This is a genomic window from Delftia sp. RIT313 (assembly GCF_000632165.1).
GTDB classification, from domain to species: Bacteria; Pseudomonadota; Gammaproteobacteria; order Burkholderiales; family Burkholderiaceae_C; genus Comamonas; species Comamonas acidovorans.
Genome location: NZ_JFYT01000081.1, coordinates 1 through 20570, shown reverse-complemented (window position 1 = coordinate 20570; position 20570 = coordinate 1). Strand labels below are relative to the sequence as shown.

21 protein-coding genes and 1 pseudogene are annotated in these 20570 nt (G+C 58.2%); 12 read left to right on the top strand and 10 right to left on the bottom strand.

Annotated features, from left to right (window positions below; translation table 11 throughout):
• The first annotated feature begins 43 nt into the window (after window positions 1-43).
• The 7 genes from BW39_RS24575 (at window position 44) to BW39_RS24545 (ending at window position 7027) form a co-directional block, all read left to right on the top strand.
• Entirely contained in the window at window positions 44-1210 is a 1167-nt protein-coding gene (locus BW39_RS24575; protein ID WP_043824748.1) for an acyl-CoA dehydrogenase family protein, read from the top strand.
• 23 nt (window positions 1211-1233) lie between these two features.
• Window positions 1234-1698, top strand: coding sequence for a TfoX/Sxy family protein (locus BW39_RS24570; protein ID WP_034393410.1), 465 nt, complete (start codon window positions 1234-1236; stop codon window positions 1696-1698).
• 22 nt (window positions 1699-1720) lie between these two features.
• Complete coding sequence (locus BW39_RS24565) at window positions 1721-2200, top strand: DUF488 domain-containing protein (RefSeq protein ID WP_043824747.1); 480 nt, start codon at window positions 1721-1723, stop codon at window positions 2198-2200.
• Between the two features lie 37 nt (window positions 2201-2237).
• Window positions 2238-3131, top strand: coding sequence for a 3-hydroxyisobutyrate dehydrogenase (mmsB, locus tag BW39_RS24560; RefSeq protein ID WP_043824745.1), 894 nt, complete (start codon window positions 2238-2240; stop codon window positions 3129-3131).
• A gap of 108 nt (window positions 3132-3239) precedes the next feature.
• Window positions 3240-5093: a hypothetical protein gene (locus tag BW39_RS24555; protein ID WP_152547318.1), complete on the top strand. Its 1854-nt coding sequence runs from the start codon at window positions 3240-3242 to the stop codon at window positions 5091-5093.
• Between the two features lie 42 nt (window positions 5094-5135).
• Window positions 5136-6338 (top strand): tryptophan synthase subunit beta, encoded by a 1203-nt coding sequence (gene trpB / locus BW39_RS24550; protein WP_012205516.1) that lies wholly within the window; start codon window positions 5136-5138, stop codon window positions 6336-6338.
• Between the two features lie 143 nt (window positions 6339-6481).
• Complete coding sequence (locus BW39_RS24545; protein WP_043824741.1) at window positions 6482-7027, top strand: PepSY domain-containing protein; 546 nt, start codon at window positions 6482-6484, stop codon at window positions 7025-7027.
• Between the two features lie 118 nt (window positions 7028-7145).
• On the opposite strand, the gene BW39_RS24540 is transcribed toward BW39_RS24545, so the two are convergent.
• The 5 genes from BW39_RS24540 to BW39_RS31360 form a co-directional block, all read right to left on the bottom strand.
• Window positions 7146-7523: a hypothetical protein gene (locus BW39_RS24540; RefSeq protein WP_043824740.1), complete on the bottom strand. Its 378-nt coding sequence runs from the start codon at window positions 7521-7523 to the stop codon at window positions 7146-7148.
• Window positions 7524-7856: 333 nt separating this feature from the next.
• A complete protein-coding gene (locus BW39_RS31370) occupies window positions 7857-8426 on the bottom strand; it encodes a hypothetical protein (protein ID WP_152547317.1) in 570 nt (189 codons plus the stop codon).
• Window positions 8427-8811: 385 nt separating this feature from the next.
• Window positions 8812-9438 (bottom strand): hypothetical protein, encoded by a 627-nt coding sequence (locus BW39_RS31365; protein WP_152547316.1) that lies wholly within the window; start codon window positions 9436-9438, stop codon window positions 8812-8814.
• 73 nt (window positions 9439-9511) lie between these two features.
• Window positions 9512-9739: a hypothetical protein gene (locus tag BW39_RS24530; RefSeq protein WP_152547315.1), complete on the bottom strand. Its 228-nt coding sequence runs from the start codon at window positions 9737-9739 to the stop codon at window positions 9512-9514.
• 88 nt (window positions 9740-9827) lie between these two features.
• Window positions 9828-10673 (bottom strand): hypothetical protein, encoded by an 846-nt coding sequence (locus tag BW39_RS31360; protein ID WP_152547314.1) that lies wholly within the window; start codon window positions 10671-10673, stop codon window positions 9828-9830.
• A 622-nt stretch (window positions 10674-11295) separates the two neighbouring features.
• On the opposite strand from BW39_RS31360, the gene BW39_RS24525 reads away from it, so the two are divergent.
• The 4 genes and pseudogenes from BW39_RS24525 to BW39_RS30635 all read left to right on the top strand — a co-directional run bounded on the left by BW39_RS24525 (window position 11296) and on the right by BW39_RS30635 (window position 13409).
• A complete protein-coding gene (locus BW39_RS24525; protein ID WP_043824735.1) occupies window positions 11296-11670 on the top strand; it encodes a hypothetical protein in 375 nt (124 codons plus the stop codon).
• Between the two features lie 7 nt (window positions 11671-11677).
• Window positions 11678-11797, top strand: a pseudogene (locus tag BW39_RS31355) (IS5/IS1182 family transposase); the annotation flags it as partial.
• A gap of 422 nt (window positions 11798-12219) precedes the next feature.
• Window positions 12220-12996 (top strand): LysM peptidoglycan-binding domain-containing protein, encoded by a 777-nt coding sequence (locus BW39_RS30640; protein WP_235264279.1) that lies wholly within the window; start codon window positions 12220-12222, stop codon window positions 12994-12996.
• The gene (locus BW39_RS30635) at window positions 12984-13409 is read left to right on the top strand and encodes a hypothetical protein (RefSeq protein ID WP_081816289.1); all 426 of its coding nucleotides are present in this window, start codon (window positions 12984-12986) and stop codon (window positions 13407-13409) included. Before BW39_RS30640 ends, BW39_RS30635 begins: the two co-directional genes overlap by 13 nt.
• A gap of 30 nt (window positions 13410-13439) precedes the next feature.
• On the opposite strand, the gene BW39_RS31350 is transcribed toward BW39_RS30635, so the two are convergent.
• A complete protein-coding gene (locus BW39_RS31350; RefSeq protein ID WP_152547313.1) occupies window positions 13440-13763 on the bottom strand; it encodes a hypothetical protein in 324 nt (107 codons plus the stop codon).
• 567 nt (window positions 13764-14330) lie between these two features.
• Between BW39_RS31350 and BW39_RS24520 the strand changes: the two genes are divergently transcribed.
• The gene (locus BW39_RS24520; protein WP_043824733.1) at window positions 14331-14765 is read left to right on the top strand and encodes a hypothetical protein; all 435 of its coding nucleotides are present in this window, start codon (window positions 14331-14333) and stop codon (window positions 14763-14765) included.
• Window positions 14766-14903: 138 nt separating this feature from the next.
• On the opposite strand, the gene BW39_RS24515 is transcribed toward BW39_RS24520, so the two are convergent.
• From BW39_RS24515 to BW39_RS32085, 4 genes are all read right to left on the bottom strand, one after another.
• Window positions 14904-16667: a DEAD/DEAH box helicase gene (locus BW39_RS24515; RefSeq protein WP_043824731.1), complete on the bottom strand. Its 1764-nt coding sequence runs from the start codon at window positions 16665-16667 to the stop codon at window positions 14904-14906.
• A gap of 522 nt (window positions 16668-17189) precedes the next feature.
• Complete coding sequence (locus BW39_RS24510) at window positions 17190-18770, bottom strand: esterase-like activity of phytase family protein (protein WP_043824730.1); 1581 nt, start codon at window positions 18768-18770, stop codon at window positions 17190-17192.
• A gap of 122 nt (window positions 18771-18892) precedes the next feature.
• Window positions 18893-19993 (bottom strand): porin, encoded by a 1101-nt coding sequence (locus BW39_RS24505; RefSeq protein WP_043824728.1) that lies wholly within the window; start codon window positions 19991-19993, stop codon window positions 18893-18895.
• A gap of 273 nt (window positions 19994-20266) precedes the next feature.
• On the bottom strand, window positions 20267-20570 hold a 304-nt coding region (locus BW39_RS32085), incomplete at its 5' end, for a hypothetical protein (protein ID WP_235264277.1).

The following is a 20570-nucleotide window of genomic DNA, read 5'->3' as shown; positions in this document are numbered from 1 at the left end:
AACAACAAGGGCCCCAGAGCCCAACGCAGGAGACAAGCCAGCCATGGACTTCGAACTCAACGACGACCAGCGCGCCTTTGCCGAATCGGCCCGCGCCTTTGCCCAGGCCGAACTCGCGCCCCATGCCGCGCACTGGGACCGTGAATCCATCTTCCCGCGCGAGGCCATCGCCAAGGCGGGCGAACTGGGCTTTTGCGGCCTGTACGCGCCCGAGAACGCGGGCGGCCTGCAGCTGCCGCGCCTGGACGCCACCATGGTCTTCGAGGAACTGGCCGCCGTCGACCCCTCCACCACCGCCTTCATCACCATCCACAACATGGCCACCTGGATGCTGGGCACCTGGGCCACCGACGCCGTGCGCGCCGAATGGGGCGAAGCCCTGACCAGCGGCCGCAAGCTGGCCAGCTACTGCCTGACCGAGCCCGGCGCGGGCTCGGACGCCGGCTCGCTCAAGACCCGGGCCGAACTGGCGGGCCACGAATACGTCATCAACGGCGCCAAGGCCTTCATCAGCGGCGCGGGCAGCACCGACATGCTGGTGCTGATGGCCAGAACGGGTGACGCAGGCTCTGGCGCCAGCGGCATCTCCGCCTTTGCCGTGCCCGCCGACCTGCCCGGCATCAGCTACGGCAAGAAGGAAGAGAAGATGGGCTGGAACAGCCAGCCCACGCGCGTCATCAGCTTCGACAACGTGCGCATACCCGCTCAGAACCTGCTGGGCCGCGAGGGCGAAGGCTTCAAGATCGCCATGAAGGGCCTGGACGGCGGGCGCATCAACATCGCCACCTGCTCCGTGGGCGCCGCCCAAGGCGCGCTGACCCAGGCCCAGCAGTACATGCACGAGCGCAAGCAGTTCGGCAAGCCCATTGCCAGCTTCCAGGCCCTGCAGTTCAAGCTGGCAGACATGGCCACCGAACTCGTGGCCGCGCGCCAGATGGTGCGCCTGGCCGCCTCCAAGCTCGATACCGGTGCGCGCGACGCCTCCACCTACTGCGCCATGGCAAAGCGCTTTGCCACTGACGCCGGCTTCATGGTCTGCAACGAAGCCCTGCAGCTGCACGGCGGCTACGGCTACATCCGCGAATACCCGTTGGAGCGCCTCATGCGCGATGCCCGCGTGCACCAGATCCTCGAAGGCACGAACGAAATCATGCGCGTCATCATCGCGCGGCGCATGCTGGAAGGCGATGCGCCCGACATGATCCGCTGATCCATCCACATCCAGCCCACGCCATGCCCGCCCGCCCGCTCTCCGACACCACGCTGCACCTCATAGACGCCGTGCGCGAAGCCCTGGCCGGCTGCGACGACGTGCAGGAAAAGCGCATGTTCGGCTGCCATGTCTTCATGGTCAACGGCAAGCTGTGCCTGGGCGTGGAAGACGACGAACTGCTGGTGCGCCTGCCGCCCTCGCAGCACGCCGCCGTGGCCGAGACGCCGGGCCTGCGCCCGCTCTCGTCCAAGGGCCAGATGGACGGCTACTTCTTCATCGGCCCCGCCGCCTACGCCACGCGCCAGCAGTGGCAGCACTGGATTGCCCAGGCCCTGGCCTTCAACCCCCACGCCAAGGCCACGCCCCCGAAAAAGCGCAAGGCCCAGGCCAGCGAACCCGCGCCCGCCGACGCAAAGACACCGCCAGCGCCGCCCGCCCCGGCCGGGCGCCGCACACGCAAGCACCCCATCTTCGGCGACGAATAAGCCGCCTTTGCAGGAGAGCCCCATGCCCATCCGCATCGTCCAGCTAGGCAGCCCCCGCCACGCCGATGAAGGCCTGCGCATAGGCACCGTGCGCCGCCCGCCGCGCGGCGTGCCCAAGGCCGAATTCGCCAGCCGCGACTACTACGACGTCTGGTACCCCGAACTCTCGCCCCAGCCCGACACCATGCACACCGCGCTCGAATCGCACCGCCTGCAGGACCACGGCCAGCAGGCCGAGGCCGACAAGCTCTGGCAGCAATTCGTGCGCAAATTCCGCAAGGAAATGGCCGAACCCGCCGCCAGCCGCACCCTGGACCTGCTCGCCGCCCTCTCGCAGCACAGCGCCTTTGCCATCGGCTGCTACTGCGAGCAGGAGGCGCGCTGCCATCGCGGCATCCTGCGCTCCCTGCTCAAGGAACGCGGCGCCGACATTGCGAACGGCGACAAGGACACCGGCGACATGAAACCCGGCGAAAAGTACACCGGCGACACCGGCCACTGAGACACACCACAAGCTTCACAACACAGGAGACAAGCACATGCAGATCGCATTCATCGGACTCGGCAACATGGGCGGCCCCATGGCCATCAACCTGCACAAGGCCGGCCACACGGTCAAGGCCTTCGACCTCTCCAAGGACGCCTGCGCCAAGGTCGCTGCGGAGGGCGTGAGCATTGCCGCCAGCGCCGAGGACGCCGTGCAGGGCGCCGAAGCCGTGGTCTCCATGCTGCCCGCCAGCCAGCACGTGGAAGGCCTCTTCCTCGGCCGTGACGGCGCGGCCGGCCTGCTGCAGCGCATTGCCAAGGGCGCGCTCATCATCGACAGCTCCACCATCGCCGCCGCCACCAGCCAAAAGGTCGCCAAGGCCACCCAGGCCGCAGGCATTGCCTTCATCGACGCCCCCGTCTCCGGCGGCACGGGCGGCGCCATTGCAGGCACCCTCACCTTCATGGTGGGCGGCAGCGACGCCGACCTCGAACGCGCCCGCCCCCTGCTCGAAAAAATGGGCGCCAACATCTTCCACGCCGGCGCCGTGGGCGCGGGCCAGACCGCCAAGATCTGCAACAACATGCTGCTGGGCATCCTCATGATCGGCACCAGCGAAGCCATCGCACTGGGCGTGGCCAACGGCCTGGACCCCAAAGTCCTCAGCGAAATCATGCGCCGAAGCTCGGGCGGCAACTGGGCCCTGGAAAAATACAACCCCTTCCCCGGCGTCCACGAAAACGCCCCCGCCTCCAAGAGCTACGCAGGCGGCTTTGGCACCGACCTCATGCTCAAGGACCTGGGCCTGGCCCAGGAAAACGCCATGGCAGTCAAGGCCTCCACGCCACTGGGCGGCATGGCCCGCGCACTTTATGCCATGCATTCCTCTTCAGGCCAGGGCGGAGCGGATTTTTCAAGTGTGATCCAGTGCTTTCTGAAGCGCTGAAAGTCTTCATTCCTTCCGAAAGCCTTGTTACACTTTCAAGTGTTTGACGGGTGTTGACGGTGAGCAAGGGTTTATCAGGCGCCAGGTCAAACGATACTCCCTTCACCAATGGCAGACTTTTCTGCCATTGGTGCAAGCGCTCCACCTCTCAGCTTTCGTACCGCCCCGATGATCCGCGTCCTGCAAAAATTCAACTCAGCGGATATTTCACCTGCAGAATACGCTGGTCTCGCTCTGATGGGAATCGGCCTGGCAGCAGGCCTTGCATTCTCCAATAGCCATATAGGCATCCCCAGAGGCTTGCATATCTTTGCGTGGATACTTGTCGCCGTATTCCTGCTGCTGGCCTTGATCCGCTCTCTCTCAAAAGCATTGACTAGCGACAACTGGCCGTCGCTTCTCTTTGCAGCCTTGCTGCTATTTTCCGTATACCAGTCTGCCATCAAACCCACCAGCACAGGCTTCGCCAAGCATGACGAGATCTACAGCTGGGGAATGTGGGCCGTGCAACACTTTCTGGGAAAGCCGTACGACACGTACTATACCCAGGCCGCATATCCCCAGCTATTTTCCTATGAGCTGAGCTCCATGTTTTTGGCTCAAGGTAGCCACATTCCCCATTTTCTTGCAAAGTTGATTTGCGGAATACCCGCCACCGTCGTTTGCATTGCACTCTTCGAGTTCACGGGCAAAAGCTCCAGCAAGCTCACCAACTGGCTGACGCTGCTGCTGAGCACCACCGCCCTGTTCAGCCTCGGCAATCTCCTGTACTGGGCCTATGCCGACCCTGTTGCAAGCGCTCTTATCCTCATCAGCTTCACCCTGCTGATGCAGTACTCCAGAAATCCGGAAAACATACGTCCGCTGCTCCTGTCTTTGTCCTGCGGCATGCTGGCCTCACTTGCAAAGCAACCTGGGCTGGTCTGGTGCCTGCTTACACTGCCTGCACTCGTGGCATATGGCGCATGGCGCTGGCGTTGGAAGGCCTCCGGCCTGGTCATGTGCATCACAGTCATGGCAGGTGCAGCCATCTGGCCGCTATTCATTGCGCCCGGCTTTACAGGCAATCACGGCGTTCTTGACATCGCACAGAAAAATGGCGGCTTGCTGGCCTCGGTATTCTTGTCAATTCAGAAGTATGTCATCAAAACCCCAGGGATAGGTCTCTTGCTTCTGGCCTCACTGGTAATATCATCACTGTCCAGCCGAGGTCGCATTCTCTGGTCCATCTGCATCGCGCCCTATCTGCTGATATGGTTTACCGTCGGTTCCTACGAACTGCGCCATGGTATGCATGTGGTATTCATCTCAGTGGCCCTGGCCAACCACCTGCTCATTCAGAAGAATCCAGAAAATACGCAAACCTCAAAATCTTCCGGATATTCCGTCTTCAAGGGTTTCAAGCCATCAAGCACGGCCATTGCCAGCATCACGGCGGCAATTTTGGGCTTTTCCGTTTACTTGGCTCATCAGAAAAATGCAATGGCACTCCAGGATGGCAACCAAGCCATTTTTGTTTCCCAGTTTGGCAAAGACTCTCTCAACATCTACGACGACATCGTGGACCACCAGCGCCGTATTTTCGTCATCAGCAATTATCAATACGGGATTTTCTACAACAGAACCATTATTGGTCGCCCCGATACCAACTCGGCACCACCCACACCCCAAACCCTTCTCGATCAGCTCATCCAATTCCAGCCGGACTACCTCTTCGACGCAGGAGAGTGGACCTATGGCCCCTACTCCCCGCACCTCAAGGTCTTGGCAGCACGGTGCTCTTCCGCCTTCACCGTATTGAAGCGAAATACCGTTCAACCCTATTCGGCCATTTACAAACTTGACGGATATGCGCTGAAGACCGACTGCTCCCTTGCCCTGAAAAGTGCGCAGGCCCAAGAAGGCCTTGCGCCCCTCGGGCCACAAGCCAGTCCAGCTCCAGCTACGACCTCGGCCCGATAATCGAAAAAGACTCGGTAAACACAGGTTCATCAAGGAGACACCATGACATCTGCCTTCGCTCCCATGCCCAACACCGAGGGCTACTTCGGCCCCTACGGCGGCCAGTTGGTCCCGCCCCACCTCAAGCAGGCCATGGACGACATCAACACCGCCTACGCCGAAATCACCAAACGCCAAGACTTCCAGCAGGAACTGGCCCAGCTCTTCGCCGACTACGTGGGCCGCCCCAGCCCCATCTTCCACGCGCGGCGCCTGTCGGAGCAGCTCGGCGGCGCACAGATCCACCTCAAGCGCGAAGACCTCAACCACACCGGCGCCCACAAGATCAACCACTGCCTGGGCGAGGCCCTGCTGGCCAAGTTCATGGGCAAGAAAAAGGTCATCGCAGAAACCGGCGCCGGCCAGCACGGCGTGGCCCTGGCCACGGCCTGCGCGCTGGTGGGCATTCCCTGCGAGATCCACATGGGCCAAGTGGACATCGAGAAGGAACACCCCAACGTCACCAAGATGCGCATCCTGGGCTGCAAGCTCGTGCCCGTCACGCGCGGCGCGGCCACCCTCAAGGAGGCCGTGGACAGCGCCTTCGAGGAATACCTCACCAACCCCACGGACTACATCTACGCCATCGGCTCCGTGGTCGGCCCCCACCCGTTCCCGATGATGGTGCGCGACTTCCAGAGCATCATCGGCCGCGAGGCGCGCGAGCAATTCCAGGCCAAACACGGCAAGCTGCCCGACCACGTGGCCGCCTGCGTGGGCGGCGGCTCCAACGCCATGGGCATCTTCACCGCCTTCCTGGGCGATGCCTCGGTCAAGCTCGTCGGCGTGGAGCCCTCGGGCGAAGGCACGGACAAGCCCGGCCGCCACGCAGCCACCCTCAGCATGGGCAAGCCCGGTGAAATCCACGGCATGAAATGCTACGTGCTGGAAAACGCAGACGGCACGCCGGCTGCCGTGCACAGCATTGCCTCGGGCCTGGACTATCCGGGCGTGGGCCCGCAGCACAGCTACCTCAAGGACCTGGGCCGCGTGCAGTACGAATCCGTCACCGACAAGGAATGCCTGGACGCCTTCATGCAGCTGTCGCGCGTGGAAGGCATCATCCCCGCCCTGGAAAGCGCCCACGCCGTGGCCTGGGCCATGCGCGTGGCGCCCGGCCTGCCCAAGGACCAGCACATCCTCATCAACCTCTCGGGCCGTGGCGACAAGGACGCCGACTACGTGGCCAAGGTGCTGGGCCTCTGAACGCAGAGCTTGCGCTGAATCAACCGGCAGCACACAGGAGGGGGCAAAGGGCGCCCTCTCCGACAACCGCTCTCCGGGACGGTGGAGACAATGGCCCCGACCGTTGTCTTGTCCAACCCCATTTCCGGAAGGAGCCCACACCCATGAAGCCTGCCCCGTTCGCACGCACCGCCGCCCTCTCCATCGCCCTGGCCCTGGCCTGCGCCACCGCCGCCCTGCCCGCCGCAGCCAAGTCGGTGGCCGAATGGCAGACCATCACCAGCCAGGCCAAGATCCCGCTGGAGCAGGCCATCACCCGCGCCACCCAGGCCGTGCCCGGCAAGGCCATCGAAGCCCAGCTGGACGACGGCGACGGCATGGGCCCGCGCTACGAAATCGAAGTCATCACCCCGGCCGGCGACAGCGTGGAAGTCTGGGTCAACGCCATCACCGGCCAGGCCGCCCAGCACAAGAACGACGGCGCCGCCAAGCGCAAGGACCGCCAGCGCCTGGAAAAGGCCAAGTCCACCATTGAGCAGGCCATCCAGGCCGCCACCCGCCACACCCCGGGCACGCCTGTCAGCGCGGAACTGGACTCCCACTGGGGCCAGACCAGTTACCAGGTCGAAGTGCTGCAGGCCAACGGCACGCTCATGGAAGTCAAGATCGACGCCGTGGGCGGCGAAGTCATCCGGGCCAAGAAGGACTGACACACCGCCCCAACCCGGCAGCGCGCTTCAGCATGGGGCGCGCTTTTTTTTGCCCTTTTTTTGCCTTTTGGTCTTTCCCCCCGCCATATCCGCAGGCCATCCGCGCCTGCAGCACCCCTCAGGCCAACGCCACCGACACCCCCTCATCCGCAAACCGCTTCGCCGCCCTGAGCAGATAGCTCACGGCATAAAGAATGGGGTCGTCGGCCTCATCGCCATTGAGATGCTCCACCACCTCAATGGCATAGCCCAGGTTCACGGCCGTGTCGTGCAGCAGGCCCACCAACTCCTTGTCCTCAGGCTCCAGCGACTGCGCCTGATCGGCCTTCACGTAGTAGATGCGCAGCAGATCTCGGCACACGCAATTGATGGCCGTGACCTTGTGGCGAGCGTGCAGGTCCAGCACATCCAGCGCAGCGCCCATGTGCAGGACGGCGTCTATGGCGAGGTCTTCGAGTTTGGGTGGGGATGTGGTGGCGGGAGTGGGCTGGGGCATTGGGGTTCCTGTCGAGAGGGTATCGGCCACCATGGTTCACTGGACGCAGTGGGGGCCCAAATAGCAAAGCTTGCAGCTTTGCCCAACCGCTGTCCGCCACCTATAGTTGGAAATTTGTAAAGCTGCTCAGAGACTCTGCATGGAAGGCTGCTAAGCGGCCAAGCCTTTTTCGGCAAGCGTTGCACGATTTTTGAGTTGCGTCGAGGAATATTGATTGGTCAATTTGGGGTTGACGACAGCATTTTATGAGAAAACAGCGCCAAAAGATAATGCAGTCACCTACTATTGGAGATATTTGAAAAGTTCAGCTTTATTTTCTGGTTTAGCGATATATCAAGATATTCTTCGCGAATGCTCGTGCGGCAATGATGTACGGCCGGTAGGTAATACACCCTCACACCTTGCTGTTCCTTGCGACGTAATTACCTCAAACCTATATATTCTGTATGACCTGAAATCTTCAAGCGTAACTAACAGTATCTCTTTTTCCTTCACCAAGGTGAAGGGCAGCGTTTTATCCGAGTAATGTTCATCGTCGTCCAATGTTCCCTTAGGATTCCAAAATGCTCCTTCTTCGCGAGAATAGTCCCAATCAAAAGGTCCTAAAAAGCTATTAATCCAGTTGGATAGATTTCGTGGTTTTGGATCGTAACGGTAGCATTTCACACAATTAACCCTATACGGTGTATCTCGCTCATTAAAAACGATAAGCTTCGCCCTGGTTTTTCCTGCAATCTCAACAACACCAAGCGTTTCTACGCTTGGTAAAGTTACGATTTTTTCATATGACTGTTGCCGAAGGGAAAGCCTAGTGATCTGACCCAGTCTCCTCGCTTCAAGCAACGATAGAAGCGCTATTATTGCAGAAGCTATGCTTACGGCGAAACTGGCATCAATGCTCATAAAATTACCTAATGAAATTTAGAATAAGACAACTCATACTAATAATGACCGTCAAAGTAACCAATTGCAAATAGTAATTATAATTATCTCAATATTCATAAATGAAATATTTCTGCCGTACACAACACACCATGTAGCGATATCATCAAAATTGTCACTTGGTTATTAAAACCGATCTACCTCCGCAGATCAAGTGTGCTAGTGAAGGTCCGCCCCTTGCCGACGGGCTCACACAACGCCAGCACCGGCATAACACCACCTATGTCTCTGCAATTAGTTTTCAAGACATTTTGTAGCTGTAGCCAAAAACTCTCATGAATTTTTTATGGATGCTAAAGTGTTGATCGAGGATTATTCGTAGAAGCGCGCCATCACAAATAGCTTTCTAGACATCATCTCCCACCAACCGCAATTCCGCTCGCATGAGCTGCTCAGCTCCATTAAGCTCACCCATAAGCTCTTTATACAGATCGTACGTATTTTCAACAGCTGCCTTGCGTTGCTGTGCTGGGAGAGCGTCGTCAAGCTTCCACTCGTCCCTAGCGCTTTGCAAGAAAATCGCGGCATCAACAATTGAAGTTAGCTTCTTAGACAATGGTGCAGAAAAGTAGAACTCTGCAATTCTCGCATGCTCCCACATTTCCCACACTACATCTTTTCTGAAGTTAATTCCATTCGCAGATAATTGACCAGAGAAATGGAGTAGTGCTTTGAAAATCTCTAACTGAAGCCCATGTGATGCGATACGACTTTGGCGCTTTATCTCATATAAAGTAGAGCGCGCAAGCTCTAACTCCTCTAAAGCCTGTTTCAACGCAACCTCGGCAGCACAGGCCTGCCGTTGAGAAGCATGCGCAGACCTTGCGGAATACATGGCAGATAAAACCGCGACAATGACTCCACCAAGCGCCAGCAGGCTTGAGACATCAAAGACAACTATGTCAGGAAACGTCATGAAATTCAAATGAGCATTAATTTTTGGCAAACAATCGATTAAGTTCTGACTAGTCAATCTACAGCTTTCTCACGACAGCCAGCTCTGGATAGAGCTGCAGAAGCTACTGGCTTTTCAAGAGCGATCAGTGCTATAGCTTAGCAGCATCGCTGATCATTTTTTCGATAGCTTCCATGATGTTGCTCACCGTAAACGTGGTGCTGTCTATCTCTGCCAGCAACGCATCAAGTTGTTGGACAACCGCGCGCTTCGCTTTATTCAATTCTTTGGTTATGCGAGGAAGATCCTGAGCAGCGTCACGCATTCCACGCATTTCGGTTTGAGCACCAGCAGCTGCTTCTTGCATACTTGCGAGCATGCGCATAAGCTCCTGCAGATCATCGCTACCAGTATTGAACTCACCCCGCATAGCCAAGGCCTTACTAAGAGCACCGTATGCTTCTACCCTAGCGGGGGGTGATTATCGCAATTTGCTGCTGTAGGATACCTGCATAGTCATTCATGTCTTCGGCTGTTCGGCGAACTAAGCGCTGTGTTATCCGAGAATCGGTTGGCTGCTGAGCACTCACCTCGGCCGCGCCATGATTCAACTGAACACCAATGCGAACGGTTGCGTCGTTTACTACCGTCATAGCCTCAGTCATCTCTGTTTGCTTAGCAGCAGAGATTTCTATGTAGTCGAGATATCCATAGTCTTCTTCATCTCCCAAATTTGTAGTAGATATTGCTGAAGATAACGAAATAACAGCAGTACTGGACATTTGCACAGAAAACTGCTGAGCGACTGCGGATAGATGCGCTCTCAACGATGTTTCGAAACTAGAAAGGTCGTCAAAAGTACTGTAAAGACCTCCTTTTTTTGAGATCGACGATTTGAATTCTTGAATACCTTGAAGCTGTTGGATGTCAATCTTCGAAGGAGCAATAGGCGCATCTTTAAAATACAGGAGAATTTCAGGACAACCCGTAGATAAAAACCTATTATATGCAAGATCAAATTCCTCTAGTGAGCCGGAAGGCGCTCTCGGTGTGGGCGTACCAACTCGACCCCAGAAAACCCCAATTAATATGTCGTAGTCCTTCGGTATTTGAGCATTGATTACAGCCTGGGGATCCGAATCGAATGCAGGACGAACGCTCGTCTCCCACTTGATCACATCTAGCATGATCCCCAAAGTACCACTCCACGTTCTATTGAGCTCTGAAATGACGTTATCAAGCAAGCTGCGCTCATCAGCCACATCACCAGGCGATGCTACAAAGGTTCGAAGGACGATGGCTTTCTTTGGCATGGCGCGCTCCAGTAGTGACAAAATTCTTGATGTCTAAAGTTTTACACAAAAAAGACTAACTATAGCTCTCGAATCTGCAAATTGAGGGCTCGTCAACCACACGGCACTGGCATCAAGCCAGCTAGGAGGGGAACCAGAGGGAGCTCACGGAAGATGTATCAACTACAAGCGGGAGGTTGACTTCAGACACTCCACAATGAAGATATTTCCGCAGACATGGGGGCCTCTCCCTCAAACATCCCATTGCGGTATAGCCGCTGCCGCATGCTCAACAGTCAGCGCCATTGCCCGCAACAGCCAACGCGTTGACACGACTGCCTCGCAACTCGTTCCCATGCTCTACACAAAGTTATGTACGAGGGACGCAGCCTCGCACCGCGCAAGCGCGGCGTGGAGGGCATCGGATGAATGCAACGCAGGCCATTGCAGCAGCCACCAATTTATGTGGTAGCTGTGGTTGCCAATCTGGGCATGCGGTAATCAGCGTCAGCAGCTCTTGGAACAGCCCCCACAAGCCCAGCCCGACCAGCCACTCACAGCCATGATCCCCAAAGCAAAATCGCCGTCCCCGCCAGCGGCGATCTGCCCCCCTCCTCCACCCGAAGCAGCACCCCATCCCCCCATGATCCAAGAGCCTGAAGAGCTTGCCCTGCTCCGCGAGGAAAGCGCCAGGCTGCGGTCGCAGTTGGCGATTGCCACAGCCGGACAGGCCGGCGCCGTGCAGACCGTGGGCGCCAGCGATCAGGACCCCTTCGATGCACAGGTGGCAGACCAGAAAACGCTGTTCTCGGATTTCATCGAGCATCTGCCGATAGGCCTGTGCCTAGTGGGCAGGGGTGGGCAGGTGTTGATGTCCAATCCGGCCTACCGCCATTTCCTGCTTGACGGGTCCGTGCCGTCGCTGCTGGCGCCCAGGGAAGACCTTCCACAGTCGCTGGGCTATGGCAACGGTATGACTTGCTGGCGGCGACTGCGTGAACACGATCAAGTAGATTGAAGCCGACAGACGCCCAATAAAACTGCACGCCAACAAAGGCTATGACTACCTACGTTGCCGCATCCATCTGAGACAGCGGGACATCGCAAGCCGTATTGCCAGACGAGGTATTGAGAGCAGCAAGCGGCCGTACAAGCGGCGCTGAACGCACGGCTGGTTTGCAGGCTTTGCCAAGCTGCGCATAGGCTTGGCGGGGCATATGGCTTCCATTCTTCTTGAAAGCTTCGGTTTCTGACAAGCCCACCAAAGCAAAAGGCACGTCACGCGAATCAAGGCATTGGGATTCTCGAAATTAGTTCTTGAACTCTCATTCTTGATTGCATATCATCTGCCCGACGTTGACGTCGATCTGCAGACTCCCTTCCACCTACCGTAGAAGTCCCGGGCCAAGGCGCTCACTGAGGCGCAGCCGGTGAGTGAGAGCCGCCCGCCCGATTGCCACGACCACATCCATCAGACAGCACCGACGCACGCAACTTCACGAGTCTGATTGCCATTCGCAAGAATTGCTGGCGGTATGGCTCAAACAACTGCCTGCCGTGCCCAAGCATGCTGATCACATGGACAACTCAACCAGAAAGGACTTATATGGCGGCTCAAGCACAGCCGAAGACAGGCTTCGAAAAATGGCAGGATGGCATTAACAAGGCAGAGGGCAATGCCAAATGGAATACCTGGGATTGTGAAATTCAGATGGCGGTCAATGAGTATAACCGCCATCTCTCTGGTAAAGCAGGATATTTGCCACTCGATTGGCAGCTTATCAAGGCCATGGCATGGGTCGAGACGGGCGCGGAAGCAAGAAAGTGGGGGTCAAATTTAATGCAGATAGGCAATCCTGGCGATCCAGGGCTGGGTTCTCTTTTGTCTGGAAAAGAAGGTGGAGACCTGATCATTCCATCTGCCTGGAAAAATAAATTGACAGCAAGCACAGCAATAGCAATTCCTGCGTACAACATCAGAGCCGGAATTGGTTATTTGTTGATGCGCATGGCGAATTATGCGGTCAAGAGCGTTCCAGACCCGGACAGCACCATCCGTGAAGTGAAAGTGCAAGCAGGAGACAGCATTGCCAAGATTGCAAAAGCAACAGGCAGCACTGTCGAAACAATGCAAAAACTCAATCCTGCTGCGCATGTATTGAGACCTGGACAGGTATTAAAATACCAAAAGTCTTCACTGAAGAAGGTCATTACAGGCTGGAAGATCATCACGACATCAAGCATTGCAACGTACTACAATGTCGGCGACTCAATGTATGCCAAGAAGCTTGACTATGCTCTGACGTTGATCCGAAAAGGAAAGGTAGAGATATGCGTGAACTAACAGTCTTGGCGTTGTTCGCATCCATCGGCAGCCTATCGGGCATGGCGGCGGCTGCTGATGATGCTTTTGCTGGCGTATTTCAAGGGACTGGAAGAGCATGTTCTGGTGCGCTCCATGTGCGCGCCAAGACAATCGAATGGAATTCAGCTTATAGCATCTGCAAGTCGACGCACTACGAAGTCCTGGAAAAGAGCTTCAATGGTAGCAATGAACGAATTGTTTTTCTTTTAAAAAATCGCAGTCGTCAATGCCGTTATTCTGTCGTCGAGGTCGAACATACCAGCGGCTACAACTGGAATGTGAATGGCTACCAGTCTTTGGAAGGTTTCCAAAAAAGGAATTTTCCGGACTGGAGCAATTCTTCGTTACCGGAAAGGCAAGTATTGTCGTGCCCGATGGTTGGGCCGGATTAGGCGCAACCATCGCTTTTGTTTTGTTGTGATTTATTTTCCAACTGGCACCAGAACACGCCACCCCTTTTTATCGTGCAATGAAGATTTGCAGACGACTTGAACGATTTTTATGGGAAGACCATTGTCTGTGGGTGCCCAACCTGACTCAAGCGGAGTAGCGCATTGCTCGACTAGTATCTTTGGGTTGACACGAGCAGTGGTGAAGTCTGTTTTCTGGCGTTTGTTTTCCAACTTCAAGAACTCATCTGCAGATTTTCTTATTTCCTGCAAATCTTGAATTGCCGGTGAAGTTGCTTCACTCACATGCGTGAATCCGGAAATCATGAACCCGATACATACAAAGAAAATTTTCATCATTGCTTTTATACGGTTAATTTACCGCGGTCCCAAGCTTGGGGCCGCCTTCAAGCGCCGCGCGATGCGATTGGCCGATGGCTGATAACGTTGCCAGTGCTGCCCTGGGCCTATAGACGAGCACATCATCAATAGCTCCTGAAAACGCCTCCGACAAGCCAAGTATGCCCGGCAGCTCACCGCTATGAGCCCCAAAGCTGAATCGACGCCCTCAACGATGGCGATCTGCCCCCTCCGCCACCCGAAGCCGTGCCCTATCCCCCCCAATGGTCAAAGACTCTGAAGAGATTGGCGGCGGGCGCAGTTGGCGAGTGCCACGGCCAGTCAGGCCGGCGCCGTGCAGGCTGCGGGCGCCAGCGATCAGAACCCCTTCGATGCGCAGGTGGCAGGCCAGAAAACGCTGTTCTCGGATTTCATCGAGCATCCGCCGATAGGCCTGTGCCTGGTGGGCATGGCCGATTCGAGTCAGCCTCTGGGTGGCCCTGAGGGTGCCTTTGAAAATTCCGAATTTTCAGGGATGGGGATTGCTAAGACGATGGACCCACTCAGTTCAAGTGGAGACAAAAAATGCGATTCGAATTCCGTCCAATTGCCACGCTGGCCCGGCATGCACGCCATGGCTTGTTCATCGCAGCGGCCCTGTCCAGCGCACTGGCGCAGGCGGCACCGCTGCCGTTAGACATGGCCACCACTTCCGAGCAGCGATTTCAACTGGCCCTGGAGGCCCAGACTGCGGGTGACTACGTCTCCATGCTCGCATTGCTGCGCCAGGCGCCCCGGGATGGCGAGCCACAAGCCCAGGAAACACTGGCATGGATTCTTCTGGCAGGCCCAACCCTGTATGGCACCGCGGTGAAAGCGGATCGCTGTGAAGCAGTGCACTGGCTGCGGCAAGCCGTGGCAAAAGGGAATCAAACGGCCAAAAGCCAGTTGGATTTCCTGAACCGCCTGCGCAATGCGCCGAGTGGCAAGATGGCGTGCGCATCCGAGTGGGAAGGGTGACATGCGCAAAATCCTTTTCGGATCGCAGCGCCATCCTCAAGAATGCGCTGCGGGTGCAACGCTACTGGGACCACGCCTGGAGCACTGACCACCGCACCACGGACTTGTGCCTGTCCTCGCCCTGCCCTCACCCCGCATTCATCCCGCATTCACCAGCGCCTTCGCAAACGCCCCTTCACCCGCCACAGTCAAGACCAGTTTTTGTGTCGCCCGAGTCGCAGCCACATAGAACAGTTTGGCCTCGTCCGCCGCATCTTCGCCTTCACGCGGCATCTGCCCCACTCCTGCGACGGCCACGACCGGGAACTCCAATCCCTTGCTGGCGTGCATTGTCATCACTTTGATGGTGTCGGCCAGCGGATCAAAGTCACCTGAGCGATGTCGCACGCGATGCGGCAGTTTTCGGCGGCCAAGTGCCATGGCGCACTGGTTCATGGAGTCGTGATCGCGGCACAGGATGGCCATGTCACCCCAGGCGTGGCCTTCCTGATGCGCCGCTGCCAGCAGTTCGGCGATCTTGGCGGGTTCGTCCCGCAAGCTCGGCAGGCGCACGATCAGCGGCTCCTGCCCTTCGCGGCCGCAGCTGATGGGTTGCACCAGCGGAACACCGTCCTCATCCTGGGCATTGGGTTGCAGGAACTCGGCGGCGACGCGGTTGGCGATTTGCAGAATCTGCCTGGTGTTGCGGTAGTTGATCTTGAGAATGGTCGTGCGCCCAGAGGCCTGGATTCCCACGCTCTTGAAGCTGAAGCCACGCGCCTTGCTCTTGCCATAGATGTTCTGGGCGCTGTCGTACAGGATCAAAAGGCTGTTGGTCTCGGGGTCCACCATCTGGGTGACGAGCTTGAGCCATTCAGGCTGAAAGTCGTGCCCTTCGTCGACCATCACGGCCTGGTACTGCCCGGAAGGAATCTGTTGCCGGTCCACGCCGCGAATCACAAACTCCACCATCTGATCAAACATACCTGGGCCCTGAGCGGGTAGCGTCTGACCATAGGCCACCAATTGCTGGCGACACCACTTGTGGAAGTTGCGGGCGTGCACCCGATCGGCCAGGCCTTTGGCCGCAAACCAGGCATTGAGCTTCACTGCCAAGGGCTCGTTGTAGCAGAGCACGAGGATGGGCTTGGTCGAAGCGGTCTTGGCCAAGTGTTCCGCACGATAGCCAAGAATCATGGTCTTGCCTGAGCCGGCAACTCCGTGGATCACGCGATGCCCATCGCCCAGGCTGCGCGCGAGTTGCTCCTGCTGCAAGTCCATGACGCGCATGATGTCCGGCAGCTCGTCCGCGTCTTCCGGCAGAAGGCTGCCTTGCACCGGAACACGCACCTGCGGGAACATGATCCACCGCGTGCGCTCGAGCTGCGGCACCGACATGGCTTTGCCGAAAGCGTGGGGGAACATGTTCCACAGGCGCTGCTGAAAAGCCTCCGCATCAACGGATTCCAGCATCTCGTCCTTGCAGATGACCAGATGCGCATCAATCGTCTGGTCCAGTGCAGATTCTTCAAACTGCTTGCGCGTGATGTTGGTGAACACCACGCCGCTGCCCCAGGGAAATGCCAGCTTTCCCTGATGAGGGCCTTCGCCGTGAATGAGTTGCTGATCCCGCTCCAGTGCATTGACCACTTGAATGGCGCAGTGTCGCGCCTGAGCTGCCGGATTGATGACGACCTTGGGCCTTCCATCTACGATGAGCGTCCAGGCCTGTTTGGTCGCCTCTTGAACCGTCTCGAGCCGCCAATCCTTGGTCTCAAGAATCAGAACGCCCCTGCGTGGATGAATGACGACAAAGTCAGGATGCGTCTGCTTGGGGCCGATGGGCACGTCATACCAAAGCATGTAATCGTCTTCGAGCTTTTGCTCCAAACGCTCGGCCAGCCGTCGCTCGCCGGGCGTCATGCGCCCAGCGCACGCCCCCATCGCAGGAATCAGTACCGCCACTTTCTTCTCCTCCACAGAGCGGCTGAGGATACCGCACGCGCTGTCTCTTCAGGAATTCGATGACTAGTCAATCCCAAGCCATCGAAAATCCGAGAGGGATTCTGAACGGGTCACTGCTCACTGTTGAATTTCCTCGATTCACGGGGAAACCAGTATGGAATCCGAGGGCGCTTTTGAAATGACCAAGCAGAGGGGGATTTGATTGTGAAAGTGCTTGGCTCGGACGTATGCCTGTCATCTACGCACTCAACGACTACCGCTTTGGGCAATGCCGGAACACTGCCGAAGGTCGAAAGGACCAGTCATTGCGGCAAGCCCACACTTGCGCCGCAACGGCGGCGCTGCTCCGTGCAGATGCCAGAGGAAGCGGCATCAGCGTTGCGGCCCGTCGCAGCGCCTTCGCGCTGGACGAACCGCCCTGGATCGCCGTGGCCCCGCTGTCTTGCCTATGCCATGCAGTCGCAGTCGTAGTCCAGTCGCTCAGGGAGCGCCGTATTCGCTCAGCTTCTTGCTGAACCCAAAGGTCCAAAGTCGCTGCGTGCGATCGTTGACGTCATTGGTGGTAAAGCGCAGGCTCGCCGCGCCCTTGGCGCATTGGCCGTCGTTCACGATCTTGCCTTCGGCGTCCACCATGCATTTGGTGACGTCCGAGCCTTCGATTTCCTTGCCGCTGGCGTCCAGCACGGCCAGCGAAACACCGAAGTCGGTGTCGTTGGTCAGCGCCAACGTGTAGTCATCGACCAGTGCCAAGCCTTCGGCCTTCTCGGCCACCCAGCCGGTGGCGTTCAGGTTGAAGAGCCGGGTCTTCTTGAGCGTCACGACCTTGGAATAGTCCGAGCCATTGACCGGCTTGCCAGTCAGGCTGCTCTTTTCCAGGTCGGAGCCCAGCGCGGTGATGTCGGTGGCGTTGGCCGGAAACTCGATCAGAACCAGGTCGTTGAAGACTTTCTTGTCCTTGCCCGTGCCTTGCTCGATGGCGATGAATTTCCCCTTGCCCAGTGAGACCACATCACCCAGCTTGGCATTGCCGGTCTTGCCTTGGTTGTACCAGCGGCTGTCCACGGGCAAGGCAAACAGGCGGGTTTTCTCGGTGGTCGGGTCAAATTCCACCCAGCGCACAAAGCGGGCGTAGTCGCGCACGTTCTCCGACTTGCCTGTGGCGTCGGCAACGGCAGCGGTGGTGTAGTCGGCCTTGCCGTCGTCCAGGGGGCTTTGCAGGAAACCGTGCAGCTTGCCGCTGGCCGCATCGATGCTCAGCCCCTCCATGCCACGGTTGGCGCGGCGCTTGGCGAGAATGGCCGGCAGATCGGCCGCGCCAGTGCCGGGCCCGTATTTCTTCTGGATGATGCCGGTCGCCGGGTCGATCTTCACGATGAAGGGTCCGTATTCGTCGGACACCCACAGCACATTGCGTGCGGCATCCACCACCACGGATTCTGTGTCCAGGCCGAATTCGCTGTAGCCCTTGGCCTTGCCGGGATAGGTGAAGGAGTCGTCCAGGACTTGCTCGCCCGTGTTGCCTGTGATGCCCCGTGGCTGCACGCGGCCGTTGGCGTTCTGTGTGGCGCTGAATCTGAGCGGCAGGGTGGAGACGAGCCTGGCTCCGTCCTTTCCGAGGGCGATCACGCCGATGGACGGAGTGAAGTTGGGCGAGGGAAACACCGTGGAACTGGCAAAGCCCGCGGGATTGGAGCCGTCGGTGATCTGCGTGACCGGGCCGGTGGTCGCGTTCGGGCCGCGATCGGTGATGGCGTAGAACTCCAGCGTGCCGTCGGCACGCCTGCCCTTCAAGGCCAGGCCCGAACCGTAGGCTGGCAGAAAGCCCTTGGGAAAATCGGCCTTGGTGGCGGGGTGTTGGCCTTCGTAGGGGAAATAGAACCTGCCGTCGAACTGGACGTCCTGGCGCGTGACGGTGGCGCGGATGCTGCCGACGCCGGTGGTCTGCGTCACCGTCTCGGAGCCGGCGGCCTGGATCGGGCGGGTGTCAGCGCAGGCGCTCAGCAAGGCAGCCGCGGCGGCGATCACTGCCATCAGGCAGGAAGAAGAAGTGGGGGGTCGCATGGCGAGTAGGTCTTGAGAAGAAGAGGCAAGCCTGATAGGCAGATCGGCAGATCGGCAGGCCCTGCTTGGCAAGGGCCTGCCCCATCTTGAAGGCTTCGTTTCTGAAAAAGGCGCTGTGCCGCTCAGAACGAGTGGCTGATGCCCAGGTCCACACCGGTCGAGCCGGCGTTGGCCACACCCGCAGGGCCGCCGATCAGGCCGACGCTGGCGCCGTTCTTGTTGTTGACACGCGCCAGCCCGGCGTACAGAGAGGTGCGCTTGGAGAAGTCGTAGACATATCCGATCGAATACTTGTCGGCCTTGCCGCCGCTGCGCGTAAGGGCTGAGGCGTTGCCGCTGAACTTGGCGCTGGCGTACTTGACGCGCAAGCTGCCTTGCCCCATGGGGATGGTCGCGCCCAGGTAGAAACCGTCCACCTTCCCGGAGGTTGCGCCGTTGACGGGCTCCCACTTCAGGCTGTTGTATCCGCCATTGAGCAGGAAACTGCCGAAGTTGTATGAGGCGCCCAGCACCAGGTCTTCCAGATCGCTGGTTGCGGCGATGGCGCTGGGCGAAGCCACGGCTGCGGTGCCGTCGATCCTGCCGTAGCCGATACCCACGTTCAGCGGGCCCGAGCGATAGCCCAGGTTGCCGCCTATGTACCTGCGGGCCTTGCTTGCGCCAGAGCCAGAGGCGTTCTCGTCGCCAAAGGAAACCGAGAACTGGCCATAGACACCGCCCAGGTCGCTCGGCAGGAAGTAGCCCACGGCGTTGCTGATGCGCGTGCGGTCGACCACGCCGCTTTGGCTGGCGGCGTTGTAGGCAGTCTGGCGGATCGTCTGGAACAGATTGGCCTGCACACCGGTGGTGGTGTCGGGGCCCGCAAAAGCGGTGAAGATGTTGTAGCTGGGGGTGTAGTCGCGACCCAGCCGGATTTCACCCCAGGAATTGTTGCTCAGCCCGATCGTGGAGCGGCGCTCGAAGCCAAGGGAGCCGCTGCTGCCGCCAGTGCCGACGTCGGGGTTGAGGCCGCCTTCAAGCCAGAGCTGAGCTCTGTTGCCGCCGCCGAGGTCCTCCGTGCCACGCAAGCCAAGCAAGCTGGTCTTGCCTTGGCTGGAGTTCAGCGCATTGAGCCTGTTGCTGCCGGACTTGGCAATGGTGACACCGACGTCCACCACACCAAAAATGGTGACGGAAGATTGTGCCAAGGCCAAGCTGGAAGAAGAGGCGAAGAATGTGCCCATCGCGAGTCCCAGAATGCGCGAGCACGTTTTTTGATTTTTCATTGGAGAGATACGAACTGAACTTATTAATGAGAATGACGGTAGCCTCCTGCCACCGCTGCGGGAACTCTAAGCAACACATAAGTATTCTTCGTGACAGCTGTGCTGTGTGACATGAAAGTCACAGCAGTGGCGATGCCTGCGGCACGTTTCCTGCAGGGAAGCCCTCTCGCCGCCACCCTTCAGCCATGGCCTGCACGACGGAGCAGATCATTCATTGCCGATTTGTTTGATTCATATTCGAGAAATTGGCGGAAATATGCATCCTTTTGCCATTTTCTCAATAAGTTTCTCGACTTCCATATTTTCAATGGCACATCTTGAGCGTTCGTCGATCAATTCATCGGTCATTGGGGACCCAAATTCAGCCCATTGCACGGCCAGTTCAACCCCATAGTCCCTGGGAGGGCGAAGTCCCACAAGAATTGCCGCACCGAGGACTGCAGCCTCAACATCGGTCGCACCAGCAGTCACAGCTATGATCCCCAGGCAGCATCGCCGTCCCCGCCAGCGGCGAGCTGCCCCCTCTCCTCCACCC